The sequence below is a fragment of the Virgibacillus ndiopensis genome (assembly GCF_900187325.1).
Taxonomy (GTDB): Bacteria; Bacillota; Bacilli; order Bacillales; family Amphibacillaceae; genus Virgibacillus_E; species Virgibacillus_E ndiopensis.
Genome location: NZ_FZMZ01000004.1, coordinates 175,922 through 189,690, shown reverse-complemented (window position 1 = coordinate 189,690; position 13,769 = coordinate 175,922). Strand labels below are relative to the sequence as shown.

Here is a 13,769-nt window from a genome sequence, read left to right as displayed (position 1 = left end):
TTCGTGTCTAATAAAAGATACCATTCCAAAGAATTATTTGAATTTTGTTTAAAAATATTTATCCATATAGGTTTTAATGAAGAAGATGCTAATGTAGCAGCAGAGTCACTGGTGAGGGCGGAACTTGAAGGTGCTAGTAGCCATGGTATTAATAGACTTGTGATTTATGTAAAGCGAATAAGAGAAAGCAGAATTGAAGCTAAGCCAAATATTGAATTTGAAGAATATGGGTCTATATTAAAAGTAAATGGCGGTAATGGATTAGGGCAGGTTGTGTCACACCATGCTTTGGACAAAGCAATACCTTTGGCTCGGAAAAATGGTATTGCTGGTGTCTTTGTCCGAAATAGTAATCACTTTGGAACTGCGGCTTATTTTTGCCAAAATGCATGTGAAAAAGGGATGGCGATGATAGCGACAACTAATTCTCCTCCAGGTATAGCCCCATCAGGTGGAAGGGAGCCGTTTCTTGGAACAAATCCAGTAGCTTTTGGTTTCCCAACAAAGCAAGCACCACCCGTAATTGTTGATATGTCCTCAAGCGTTGTCGCTAGAGGAAAAATTATGGTAGCCAAACAGAAGGGGGAATCTATCCCCCCTATTTGGGCAATCGACGAAGAAGGAAAGGAAACAACTGATCCTGTATCAGCACTTCGAGGAGCATTACTTCCTCTGGGAGGACCTAAGGGATATGCACTTGCGATGGCAGTAGAAATTATGTCATCCGTTCTTTCGGGAGCAGCCTTTGGTCCGCATGTCAATAACCTATATAAGGATAACGATCCACCTGCAGATGTCGGACATTGTTTTATATTATTGGATATTGAAAAATGGACTTCTATGGAATCATATTATTCCAAAATGAACAAATTTCTAGAGGAAATACGAAATGTTCCACTCGCTGAAGGTAGTGAGGATATTTTATATCCTGGTGAGCGTCGTTATCGAACATACGTGGAAAATAAAAAACAAGGGATAGCATTGTCGGAGGAAGTTGTAAAAGAGCTTGAACAACTAGGAAAATTTTGTGGTATTTCATTTCCAGTTAAAATGATTTAGTCATATTGTAGTTGTTCATTTGTTCTCAATTGGCAATCAAAACGTATTTTCCTTCTTATGTACGGATTTCTTTCATCTAAAATAAGTTTACAAAGGGTAGGAGTAGTATATGAAAATTGTGGTTTCTGAGATTATTTGGCCGATTGGAATTGATTTAATAAAACAGAAAAACTGGACAGTTGTCTATGATCCAGACTTATGGACAGATAATGAAAAGTTATTATTTGAATTAGAAGATGCCGATGCTTTAATCGTGAGAAATCAAACTAAAGTTGATGCGAAAATGATGGAAACTGCGAAGCAATTAAAAGTTATTGGGCGGTTAGGCGTAGGGTTGGATAATATTGATTTAAAAGCTGCTTCGGAAAGAAAAGTACCCGTTATTTTCGCGAAAAATGCGAATGCTACTTCCGTTTCAGAATATGTAATCTCAGCGATGTTATCTAGTAACCGTTCTTTGAATTCAGCTTCAGAAAATGTAAAGAATGGAAAGTGGAATCGGAGAAGGTATACAGGAAATGAAATCTATGGAAAAACATTAGGTCTAATTGGTGTGGGGGAAATCGGCCACCGTGTTGCTAAGCATGCACATATGTTGGGACTAAATGTCTTAGGCTATGATCCGTTTATAACACCATACGAATTTTCTGTTATGGAATCAGGTATTGAATTAGTAAAGTTACAAGATATTTTAATCCATTCAAATTTTATCTCTTTGCATGTACCACTTACGGACAAAACTCGTAATTTAATCGATGCAGATTTGATGAGTAAAATGAAATCAACCACATGGATCATTAACACATCGCGTGGTGGAATTGTAAACGAAAAAGATTTATATAAGGCTCTGCAAAATAAGACTATTTCCGGAGCGTTTTTAGATGTATTAGAAATTGAACCCCCAGAAAAGGATCATCCGTTACTTGGCTTGGATAATTGTATGATTACACCTCATATTGCTGGATTGACAGAGGAATCTCAAAACCGAACTTCAAGGTTGGTGGCGAATGAACTAATTGGTGAATTAGAGGGAAAAGTCTCACTTTGTAGGGTTAAATAAAGAAGGATGGTATGTAATGTGTTTAAGTCTATTAATGAAGAAAGAAAAACGTTTTCCAAAAAAATTGTTGAGCATGTTAAAAATTTAATAATTACAGAACAACTCAAACCTGGGGATAAACTTCCAGCAGAACGTCAATTGGCAGAGATGATGAATGTAAGTCGTCCAACTGTTCGTGAAGCCTTTAAAATATTATCAGCGATGGGCTTTCTTACAATAAAGCAAGGTCATGGTGTAGTCGTTGCTGATGAGACGGCACGTATTGATAACCTTGCTTCATATCTCTTTTTGGAAACGGATACAATTCGTGAATTGTTTGAAGTAAGAAAGACAATTGAAACCCAAACTTCAGAATGGGCTGCAAAAAGAGGAAAACAAGACTTTCTTGAACAAATTTCTGAAATGGCTAATGAAACGTATGACACTATTGTGATAAACAACAAGTATTCAGTAAAAGAAGAGCTAGAAACATTTTTATCACAATCCGATCAAAAGTTTCATTTAATGATCGCTGAGGCAGCTGGTAATGAGGTGATTATTCGTATTATGAATAATTTAATCGACCTACTACGCAAGAGTCGTTTACAATCTATGCGAATTCCAGGACGGGTTACTCAATCATTAAAGGAACATATTAAAATTGCAGATGCAATTGTGGGACGGGATGCTAAACTAGCACGCAAGAGTATGTTAGAACATTTGAGAAGTGTAGAACAGGATCTTATAAAAGAACTAGATGAAACAGGAAACTCTCAAACTAGCATATGATCAAATTGGTAGTTTTATAGGATACGTATTGAATCATTTTTCATAAAAGGAGTGAATTAAAATGGAAGGGAAGATGTATAGCAATGGTAATTGGGTCGAAGCGACTAATGGTGATAGAACGGATGTTATAAACCCAGCAACAGGGGCTATAGTTGGTTCAATTCCTGCTGGTAGTCGGCAAGATGTGAAATTATCCATAGATGCCGCAGATTCTGCATTTAAATCTTGGTCAAAATTGACAGCAATGGAACGATCTATTCCTTTGTATAAGGCATATGAAATGTTATCAGAACGATCCGATGAGATTGCTAGGATAATGACTTTGGAACAAGGAAAGCCTCTAACTGAATCTAGGGGAGAGGTACTCGGCGCTGCTGAATTTTTACGTTGGTATAGTGAAGAAGCTAAACGAACTTATGGGGAAACAATCCCAGCTGCGGTTTCTAATAAGCGAGCAATGGTTATTAGACAGCCAGTTGGTGTTGTTGCAGCTATTACACCTTGGAACTTCCCAGCATCTATGATCACACGTAAAGTAGCCCCAGCATTGGCTGCTGGATGTACAGTTGTTATAAAACCAGCAAATTACACACCGTTAACAGCTGTTGCATTGTTTGAAGTTTTTGAACAAGCAGGATTTCCGCCGGGGGTAGTAAATCTGGTAACAGGAAAAGGAAGTGAAATCGGAACTGAGTTTTTGGAAAATTCAAAGGTGAAAAAAATAACATTTACTGGTTCAACGGAAGTAGGAAAGCATTTATTAAAAGGAGCAGCAGACCAAGTAAAAAGGGTATCCATGGAGTTGGGTGGCCATGCTCCATTTTTAGTCTTCGATGATGCAGATATTGATTTGGCAGTGGATGCATGTATATTAAGTAAATTTCGTAATACTGGGCAAACGTGTATTAGTGCAAATCGTGTCTATGTTCAAGATACAATAATAGATACTTTTGCCAAAAAACTTGCTGATCGAGTTAGAACTTTAAAAATTGGAAATGGTATGGAGGATGGGATTGAAATTGGGCCCTTAATTGATCAAGATGCTTTGGCAAAAGTTCAACATCAAATAAGTGATGCTATTTCTAAAGGAGCTGAGATTATTACAGGTGGAAAGGAATGGAAAGAGAGTTCCTTAAGTGGTTCATATTATGAGCCAACAGTAATTAATCATGTTAATGAAACAATGGAAATCTCTTTTGAAGAAACATTCGGACCGGTCGCACCATTAATAGTTTTCAACACTGAAGATGAGGTTTTGCAAAAAGCAAATAATGTAAACTACGGCCTTGCAGCATATGCCTTCACTAATGATCTGAGTAGAACGTATCGAGTAGCAGAGGCGCTGGAGTACGGGATTGTTGGAATGAATGACCCGCTCCCATCTATTCCACAGGCACCTTTTGGTGGATGGAAAGAGAGTGGACTTGGTCGCGAAGGTGGACATTATGGGATGGATCAATATTTAGAGATGAAATATATTTCTATGGGGCTTAATTCTTAGAATGCCTGTCATTGATTTATCACTTCATATATGATTTTTACAACATTACGTAGGAGTGTGGGAAAATGGAACATCGATATTTAGAAGGTATAATTCCAGCTTTTGTTACCCCTTTGGATCCTTCTGGAATGAAGGTTGATCGAAAGGGAATAAAGAATCTTGTCGAATTCTTAATAGAAAAAGGTGTTGATGGATTATTTCCGTTAGGATCAACTGGGGAAGGAATTCTATTTGACTTAGATACTCGTAAACAGATTATGAGTTTTATTACAGAAGAAGTGAATGGACGCATTCCTATAGTATTTCACGCAGGGGCACATCGACAACAAGATGTCTTGGAATTAGCAAGATTTGCTGTTAACCTTCGTGCTGACGGGATTGCCGTTATTCCTCCTTTTTATTATAGCTTGGATGATAATGCATTAGATCAATTTTTTTCGAAAGTAGCTGAGGCAGTAGATTGTCCAATTTATCTTTACAACATACCCTCCAATACTAAAAATAAAATTAGCACTTCTTTATTTAATAAACTAACTGATAAATACCCACACATTGTTGGAATAAAAGATAGTTGCATGGATTTTAATAATTTTTATGATTTGACTCAAGTGGCGGAATCAAACCAGGTTATTCTCATGGGAAATGATGCCCAAATTCTCCCAGCTTTAACTGTTGGCGGAAGCGGATCTGTTTCTGCTGGGGCTGTTGCTGTACCAGAACCATACGTTGCCCTGTATCAAGCATATAAGAAAGGTGATTTGGATGAGGCACGGAAATGGCAAGCTGTTTGTGCAGAAGTTAAAAAAATGCTACTAAAATCTTATCCAGTTGGTTCTCATAAAAAAGCACTTGAGCTACGGGGGATTATTAATGGTACAGTTAGCCCTCCTTTACGACAGATGACTGATCAGGAAACAGTAGAATTAAAATCTAGAATGGTAGAACTAGGTTACTTAAATCCAGTTGAAGCGACTAAATAAGAGATTTTTAGAAAGGTATGAACTCAAATGAAGATTACAGGAGTTAATACAGCTCTTCTTCAAGCAAATTTTGAATGGCTTCTTATTAAAGTTGTAACTGACGAAGGAGTAATTGGGTTAGGAGAGGCTCATTGGGGTTTTGGTGTAAAAGAAGCGATTGAACGTCTCGAACTTCATTTAATTGGGGAGGATCCAAAAAATATTAATTATCTATGGGAAAAAATGTATCGTATCGTCGCAGGGGCTGCTTGGCAAGGATCGTTCATATGTGCAATAAGTGGAGTCGAAATTGCTCTATGGGATATTCTTGGAAAATATAGTGGGCTACCTATTTGGCAGCTTTTAGGTGGTAAGCAAAGGGATAGTATCCGTGTTTTAGCTGACCTTCATGCCGGTGCGAGTTATAAACCTGGAGATGGTACAAAAGTTAATGAAAATAATCCAGAGGAAATGTACAGTCCAGAGGCTTACGCGAATCATGCTAAAGATGCAGTTGAACGAGGTTATGATGCGATTAAGTTTGATATCGATGTTCCAATCTTAAAAGAAAGAGACCCAATCAATCACGTTCTATATCCTGCTCAAGTAGATAAAATTGTGGATATTGTTTCAGCTGTTCGGAAACAAGTGGGGAGAACCATTGATATCGCTATTGATTGTCATTGGCACTATAATACGTCTGATGCTATTCGTGTAGCAAAGGCATTGGAGCCCTTTGATTTGTTATGGCTAGAAGATCCGGTGCGTCCTGAAAACATTGATGTCATAAAAAAGGTAACAGATTCGACCAGTACTCCAATTTGTACAGGTGAAAATTTATATATGAGATACGGGTTCAGAGATTTACTAGAGAAGCAAGCGGTAGACATTATTGAGCCCGATTTTCCACGAAGTGGTGGTATCAGTGAAATGAAACGAATTGCGGAACTAGCTGAGTCGTATTATGTGCCGTTCGCTCCTCATAATGTTGGTGGTCCGATTGCGACAGTAGCTGCAGCTCATCTTTGTTCAGTGGTTCCTAACTTCTTAGTACTGGAATTTCACGCAGACGATATAACTTGGTTCGGTTCTTTAGTAAAAAGTAATGCACCTGTTATTGATCGTGGTTACATTACCCTTTCTGATGAACCAGGACTCGGTTTGGAACTTGACGAAGATGTCGCTAGAGCACATTTGAAATCAGGAGAGAGATTGTTCGAGTAGCGGATTAAAGTATGTATGTATCCGCATTAATTCTAAGAGTCTATTTTATGGGAAGAGGTAAAAAATGTATAAGGTCTTAATTTCATCACGTATGTTTGGAAAGCAAAATGACGAACCGCTAAATCTAATAAAAAAGAATGGTTGTGAAGTAGTTGATAATCCTTATCAAGGATCAACATTAAATCAAGATCAACTAATTGAATTAATTGAAGGTGTTGATGCAGCAATTGTTGGTGATGATTATTTTTCTAAAAAGGTTATCGAGAAAGCAAATAAACTTAAAGTTATCTCTAAGTATGGAGTTGGTACAGACCGAATTGATGTAGAAGCAGCGACAAAAAAAGGGATCGTTGTAACAAATACACCTGGTAGTAATAAAGATGCTGTTGCTGATATGGTATTTACTTTAATGCTTAGCATTTCACGCCAAATCTTTCAGGCTGTTAATGTCGTTCAACGAGGTGAATGGAAAGTTGTTATTGGACATGAACTGTCTAGAAAAACACTCGGAATTATTGGATTAGGACGAATTGGAAAAGAAGTAGCTGTTAGAGCGCAAGGATTTAACATGGAAATTTTAGCTTTTGACCCTCACCCTGACAAAGAATTCATCCAAAGTTATAAAATTAAAATGGTGGACTTGCAAACATTATTAAGTACATCAGATTTCGTAACACTTCACCTGCCTTCCCTTCTTTCAACAAAAGGGATGTTGGATAAAGATAAGATTCATTCCATGAAAAAGGATGCATTCTTAATTAATACCGCAAGGGGAGATATTATTGATGAGTTGGCTTTATATAACGCATTAAAAGAAAGAAAAATAGCAGGTGCTGCATTGGATACATTGCAAAAAGAACCACCTAGTAACAATCCAATATTAACATTAGATAACGTAATTGTCACACCGCATATAGGTGGTCATTCTTATGAATCGAATTACAATATGGGTATGGCTTCTTCACAAAATATAATAAAGGTCCTTAATGGTGAAAAACCATTATATTCTGTAAATTGATTGGTTTAATAAGTTAGGGAGGATAAAAAATGAAAAAAAGAATGTATCTTGTTTTTTTAACTTTTTCTATATTCATGCTAGCAGTTGGTTGTAATAAGCAGGAAAAAACTGCAGGTCAAAATATTGACTTTCCTCAGAAGGATATTCAAATTGTAGTGCCTTATGCAACGGGTGGTAATAGCGATGTTACAGCAAGAATTTTTGCCAAAATTATACAGGAAGAAAATCTACTTCCAGGAGCGAATATTTCAGTAGTAAACATGGTTGGAGGGAATACGCGCACAGGTCTTAACGAGGTATTAAAGGCAAAACCGGATGGACATACGTTATTACTTCATCACACTGCATTTAATACGATGGAGGCTGTAGGTCAATTACCAATGTCGTATAGAGACTATGAGGCAATAGGTCAAGTTTCAGAAATGGCATATGTGTATACAGGAAAGAAGAATGGAATGGGTTCCTTTGCAGAATACCAACAGGTAGCAAAGGAAAATCCAGGATCAGTGACGTTGGGAATACCTGGAGTTGGTGGTACTGGGCATATGGTTTTGGAGTATCTACTGAATGAAACAAATACTTCACAATATTATAAAACAGTTCCGTTTCAAGGAGGAGGTGGGGAATTAGCAACAGCAATTTTAGGTGGGCAAGTTGATATAGCTGCTCAGGGGGCTTCTGCTGCATTAAAGTATTCGAAATCAGGAGATGTCATCCCCTTGGTAGTTTCGACTCAAGAACCATTACCGGAATTTCCTAATACACCTACATTTAAAGATTTCGGTGTGGAAGGTGAAGGTATTCTGAGAACAGGATTTTTTGCGCCCCCTGATACTCCGGATGAAATTGTTGAAATTTGGGAGGATGTTATTAAACGTGCCTTTGAAACGGAAGAGTATAAAGAGTTTACAGAATCAAGGATTTTAACACATAAATTTATTCCAGGTGATGAATGGGAAGAAATCCTAGACCAGGATCAAGAAATGTTCAATAAAATTGGAGAAATTGTTGAAGAACAGATGAAAAAATAATTCACTTTAGGTGTAATAAATTAATCATCGCTCAATTAATGGTGTATCTAATAATAGATCGAAAGTTGAGTGACCATAAAATTAGATTAAGAATTATTGAAATGTGGAGTTGGTATCTATTATAAAGAAAAATGATTTTCTACCATTTTTGTTTCCATTGTTATTAATTTTATTTTCGATACTGCTGATTATTGGTTCAGTTTATTCACCAAATATATTTGGTTCTAATGGTCAGGTTATTGGAAGTAAAGAATATTCAATTGGCTTATCTATTATTTTAATCCTTGTTTCTATAAGTCAAATGATAAATATTAAAAAATCAACAATTATTGTGAAAGAAAAAATGGGAGCTGAAGCTAAGAAGAAAATAACTCAAACAACTATAGCTATATTCTTTTTTGTAATTGGTTTCTCATACGTTGGATTTTATACAACTTCAATAATTATCGTGTTTATTATGGGAATGATCATGAATAATTGGAATAAGAAAAAAATTACTTCTTCAATCACCTTTAGTATAGCATTGGCAATCGTTTTGTACTTTTTGTTTGACCTTATAAATATTTACCTACCTAATACATGGCTTATTTAATATTGTAGGACCTAATATAAATATTAAATAATTTGAATTGGGGGTAACTTTATGGATTTTTCATTAATTATTCAAGTAGTCCAATCCGTCTTTTTTAGTGAAACTGTTTTATTTATAATCTTAGGAGTTGTTTTGGGTATCTTTTTTGGAGCTATTCCGGGTTTAACAGCTGTTCTAGCGGTAGTTATATTGATTCCGTTAACTTATGGAATGGACACTTTAACTGGAATATCAATGCTTTTAGGAGCTTATGTTGGCGGTATATCTGGAGGATGTGTCTCCGCTGTGCTACTAGGAATGCCTGGTACACCTTCCTCTTTTACAACAGTGTGGGATGGATTTCCTTTGGCAAAGAACGGGCAAGGAAGGAAAGCTCTCGGGATAGCGATTATTGGGAATATGGTTGGATCATTGTTTGGTTTTCTTGTATTGATAACGATTGCGCCCCAATTAGCCAAGATTTCATTGTCTTTTACATCCTTTGAATACACCCTAATAATATTATTTACAATTATTACAGTGGTAAGTTTGTCTGGTGAGAGTGTAATAAAAGGTGTATTAATGAGTGTCTTGGGATTGAGTATTCTAACAATAGGTATCGACCCAACTACTGGTAGTGATCGTAATACTTTTGGGTTAGAATTCTTAGTTTCAGGAGTTTCACCTATAGCAGCCATGATTGGATTGTTAGTTGTTTCCAAACTATTTGAGGAGCTAGAGGAAATTCATGAAAAAACAGTAATACCACCTCCTGTAAAGGGAGGAGGAGGCATCTTATCGTTCAATGAATTTAAACATTCAATTGCAAACTTTATTAGATCTGGTCTTATAGGAACAGGTATAGGAATTTTACCGGGGATCGGTAGTTCTCTAGCCAATTTTGTTGCATATGATCAAACGAAAAAAAGAAGTAAACAACCTGATACATTTGGAAAAGGAAATATACAGGGAATTATCGCCTCTGAGACAGCAAATAATGCAGTTGTAGGTGGCGCACTCATTCCTCTACTCACTTTAGGGATACCAGGAGATGCTATTACGGCAATGTTAATTGGTGGTCTGCAAATACAGGGGCTTCAACCAGGGCCGTTACTTTTTTCTGAACAGCCATTACTAATATTAGGATTGTTTGTAAGTTTTTTTATCGCCGTGATAGCTATGTTTTTTCTAATGATTACAGTGGGGATTCCCTTCTTTTCTCGTATACTTTCAGTTTCAAAAGATTACATTCTTCCAATAGTAATAGTAATGAGTCTTATAGGGAGTTTCAGTATCAGTAACGATATTTCAAATGTATGGATAACTATAATTTTTGGAATATTAGGATACATTTTTAAAAAAAATTCTTATCCTATTCTTCCATTAGTTATAACTCTCCTATTAGGTACAATGTTGGAAAAGAACCTAAGACATTCTTTATTGGTTAGTGAGGGAAGTTTAATTCCTTTTTTTACTAGACCTATTTCAGTCGTAATCCTTTTATTAATCGTAGGTACTGTACTATTTTCCATAAGGAAACATATAAAAGAATCAAATTACTAGGCGCAATAATTTTCCAAAATGTGAGTAGTATTTGCATTAGTTTGAATATTACTATCGTCATCTATGACCATTTCCTAGTCACACTTGATATAAGTATAGGAGTAAAAAGATTATTGTCCACTATAAAGTTATTAAATAATTATTAGGAGGGGATATAGTGAAAATTCGAAAACTTGAGTTATTTAAAGTAAAACCACGTTGGCTATTTTTAAAAATAGAAACTGATGAAGGGATATCGGGATGGGGGGAACCAATTGTTGAAGCTCGTCAGGATACAGTTAAAGCAGCAGTTGAGGAGTTGAGTACGTACTTAATTGGTAAAGATCCAATGAGAATAGAAGATCACTTTCAATTGTTGTATCGAGGTGGTTTTTATCGTGGTGGTCCTGTATTAACGAGTGCTATTTCTGGGATTGAACAAGCGTTGTGGGATATTAAAGGCAAATTTTTTAATGCCCCAGTGTATGAACTGCTAGGAGGTGCATGTAGGGAAAAAGTACAGGTGTATAGTTGGATAGGAGGTGAACGACCTAAAGATGTAGTCGAAGCAGCTAAACAAAAAATTGAAGAGGGATTTAAAGCAATTAAAATGAATGCAACAGATGTGATGCATTATATTGATTCACATGTAAAGGTTGATCAAGCTGTTGGACGGATTTCAGATATTAGAGAAGCGGTTGGTTATGATCTTGAAATTGGTTTGGACTTTCACGGGCGTGTTCATAAAGGTATGGCCAAGACTTTAGTGAAGGAATTGGAACCATTTAAACCTATGTTTATCGAGGAACCTGTTTTACCTGAGAATAATGAAGCATTAAGAGATATTGTAAACCACACGACTGTTCCTATTGCAACAGGGGAACGATTATACACACGTTGGGATTTTAAAAAGCCTTTATCAGATGGATTTATAGATATTATTCAACCTGATTTATCACACACGGGTGGTATCTTAGAAGCGCGAAAAATTGCTGCTATGGCTGAAGCATATGACGTTGCAGTTGCTCCACACTGCCCGTTGGGACCAATTTGTTTGGCAGCTTCTTTACAACTTGATGCTTGCACACCAAATGTGTTTATTCAGGAGCAGAGTCTAGGAATTCATTACAATCAAGGTAGTGATTTAATGGATTATCTTAAAGATCCGTCTGTTTTCAAATACACAGATGGTTACGTAGATATTCCAAAAGGTCCAGGTCTTGGAATTGAAATTGATGAGGATAAAGTGCGCTCTGCAGCAGAAGAAGGACATAATTGGAAACCGCCAATACATCGTCTTGAAGATGGCAGCTTTGCAGAAAGATAAACTTCGGATAATTATGCAAGTATCATTTTAATAGGTAGTAATTGTGATTGGGTAGGTTTATAGTTTACGAATCATAAATTGCAATGTTGAAAGTGCTTAACTGACGATAAATTTTTTTAGTAAGGGGTGTTTTGGAATGAATAGAAGTAAACGTTTTTCCATGAAAAAATTGATGTATGTATTAGTACTATGTCTAGCATTCAGTTTACTGCTAACAGGTTGCTCATCCAAAAAAACAGAAGGTCAAGCTGACTTTCCTACTCAGCCTCTTCAAATTACATTACCATGGGCTCCTGGCGGAAGTAGTGATTTAACCCTCAGAGCCTTGGCTGAAATAGTAGGTCCTGAAATAGGCGAATCTGTCAATATTACGAATAGAGAGGGAGCAGGCGGTACAATTGGCATAATGGAAGGAGCAAATGCTGCTTCAACTGGTTATGAAATTACATTTATTGCATCAGGTGCAATGGTAGCACAACCTCATATGCGCGAGGTTCAGTATGAAAACGATGATTTTAAAGGTATTGTTGGACTTACTTATGAGCCAGTTGTATTAGCGGTTAATGCAGATTCCGATTGGGATACATTAGATGATTTAATTGCGGAGAAAAATTCTAATAGAATTATTAAATTTGCGCATTCAGGGGCAGGAGGATTTCCACACGTCACACAGGAAGCTTTTTTCTCTGAGGCAGGAATTAATGCTGAAAGTGTGCCATTTGAAGGTGGTGGTCCGGCTGTGACTGCTCTTCTTGGTGGTCATGTTGATACAGTGGCTGCTCACCCTGCTGAATTGATTCCTCATGTAGAGTCAGGAGATATAAGACTGTTGGGAGTTTTCTCACCTGAACGTTTTGAGCTCCTTGAAGATGTTCCAACGTTTAAAGAAAAAGGATTTGATCTTAATATGAGTGTTTGGAAAGCTCTTGTGGTCCCTAAGGATACTCCCGACGATGTAGTAGAGAAGTTACGCGACATATTTACGACAGCTGTAAATAGTACTGAATATAAAGAGTTTCTGAAAAAGAATAGTCTAGCTCCAATTGATATAGAGCCAGATGAGATTGTTCCTAGACTTAATGAAGAATATGAAAGTACCGGGAAAGTACTTGAAAATATAGGTTTGAAAGAGTATTAAACTACAAAAAGGATGCAAAAAATCTTTTTGTACCCTTTTTGTCCCTTGGTTCTCACCTAAAAAATAGGAGGAAGTATATGGATGAAAGAATGAGAGACAGGTATTCCGGGTTTGTCTTACTTTTCATCAGCTTATTATCTTGGTTTGTTATTATTCCTTATGGCATTGAATCAAGTGAGGGAATGACAACAGTGGGACCTAGTTTTTTTCCAAAGTTCATTACCATAGCATTAATTATACTTAGTGCTTTTCTTGTAATTAAATCGTTTTTTAAAATTGGTGATTCAGAAAATAATTTGGAAAAAGACGAGGGAACAGAAGAAACTTCAGAACCACGAGGTAAAGTTTCGGTAGGTGTTTGGGTGTTTATTGTTATGATTGGTTATATTTATTTAGCAGATATAATTGGATACTTGTGTTCAACAGTTATTTCCATGTCTGTGGTTATGTGGTTATTGAAGGCGCGTAAATGGTATTTGTATTTAATTCTGATTGCTACCATATTTGCATTGCAATACGTTTTTGAAAACATAATGTACATCAGACTTCCTTAATTTAAAGGGTGATTATT

13 protein-coding genes are annotated in these 13,769 nt (G+C 36.5%); all 13 read left to right on the top strand.

Annotated elements, in window-relative coordinates:
* Positions 1-3 precede the first annotated feature (3 nt).
* The 13 genes from CS937_RS03120 to CS937_RS03060 all read left to right on the top strand — a co-directional run bounded on the left by CS937_RS03120 (position 4) and on the right by CS937_RS03060 (position 13,752).
* Positions 4-1,059, top strand: coding sequence for an Ldh family oxidoreductase (locus CS937_RS03120; protein ID WP_099157024.1), 1,056 nt, complete (start codon positions 4-6; stop codon positions 1,057-1,059).
* 109 nt (positions 1,060-1,168) lie between these two features.
* Positions 1,169-2,119: a hydroxyacid dehydrogenase gene (locus CS937_RS03115; protein WP_099157023.1), complete on the top strand. Its 951-nt coding sequence runs from the start codon at positions 1,169-1,171 to the stop codon at positions 2,117-2,119.
* Between the two features lie 18 nt (positions 2,120-2,137).
* On the top strand, positions 2,138-2,887 hold the full coding sequence (locus tag CS937_RS03110) for a FadR/GntR family transcriptional regulator (RefSeq protein WP_176555728.1): 750 nt from the start codon (positions 2,138-2,140) through the stop codon (positions 2,885-2,887).
* A 61-nt stretch (positions 2,888-2,948) separates the two neighbouring features.
* Positions 2,949-4,388 carry an NAD-dependent succinate-semialdehyde dehydrogenase gene (locus CS937_RS03105; protein WP_218012836.1) on the top strand — a complete coding sequence of 480 codons (1,440 nt, stop codon included), beginning with the start codon at positions 2,949-2,951 and terminating at the stop codon, positions 4,386-4,388.
* A gap of 65 nt (positions 4,389-4,453) precedes the next feature.
* On the top strand, positions 4,454-5,368 hold the full coding sequence (locus CS937_RS03100) for a dihydrodipicolinate synthase family protein (protein WP_099157021.1): 915 nt from the start codon (positions 4,454-4,456) through the stop codon (positions 5,366-5,368).
* A 27-nt stretch (positions 5,369-5,395) separates the two neighbouring features.
* Positions 5,396-6,571 carry a mandelate racemase/muconate lactonizing enzyme family protein gene (locus tag CS937_RS03095; protein WP_099157020.1) on the top strand — a complete coding sequence of 392 codons (1,176 nt, stop codon included), beginning with the start codon at positions 5,396-5,398 and terminating at the stop codon, positions 6,569-6,571.
* 64 nt (positions 6,572-6,635) lie between these two features.
* Entirely contained in the window at positions 6,636-7,589 is a 954-nt protein-coding gene (locus CS937_RS03090) for a phosphoglycerate dehydrogenase (protein WP_099157019.1), read from the top strand.
* A gap of 29 nt (positions 7,590-7,618) precedes the next feature.
* On the top strand, positions 7,619-8,620 hold the full coding sequence (locus CS937_RS03085) for a tripartite tricarboxylate transporter substrate binding protein (RefSeq protein WP_099157018.1): 1,002 nt from the start codon (positions 7,619-7,621) through the stop codon (positions 8,618-8,620).
* A gap of 103 nt (positions 8,621-8,723) precedes the next feature.
* Positions 8,724-9,212 (top strand): tripartite tricarboxylate transporter TctB family protein, encoded by a 489-nt coding sequence (locus CS937_RS03080; protein WP_099157017.1) that lies wholly within the window; start codon positions 8,724-8,726, stop codon positions 9,210-9,212.
* A gap of 51 nt (positions 9,213-9,263) precedes the next feature.
* Positions 9,264-10,754 carry a tripartite tricarboxylate transporter permease gene (locus tag CS937_RS03075; protein ID WP_099157016.1) on the top strand — a complete coding sequence of 497 codons (1,491 nt, stop codon included), beginning with the start codon at positions 9,264-9,266 and terminating at the stop codon, positions 10,752-10,754.
* 157 nt (positions 10,755-10,911) lie between these two features.
* Positions 10,912-12,060: a galactonate dehydratase gene (dgoD, locus tag CS937_RS03070; RefSeq protein WP_099157015.1), complete on the top strand. Its 1,149-nt coding sequence runs from the start codon at positions 10,912-10,914 to the stop codon at positions 12,058-12,060.
* Positions 12,061-12,196: 136 nt separating this feature from the next.
* Positions 12,197-13,198, top strand: coding sequence for a Bug family tripartite tricarboxylate transporter substrate binding protein (locus tag CS937_RS03065; protein WP_099157014.1), 1,002 nt, complete (start codon positions 12,197-12,199; stop codon positions 13,196-13,198).
* Positions 13,199-13,275: 77 nt separating this feature from the next.
* The gene (locus CS937_RS03060; RefSeq protein WP_099157013.1) at positions 13,276-13,752 is read left to right on the top strand and encodes a tripartite tricarboxylate transporter TctB family protein; all 477 of its coding nucleotides are present in this window, start codon (positions 13,276-13,278) and stop codon (positions 13,750-13,752) included.
* Positions 13,753-13,769: the final 17 nt, after the last annotated feature.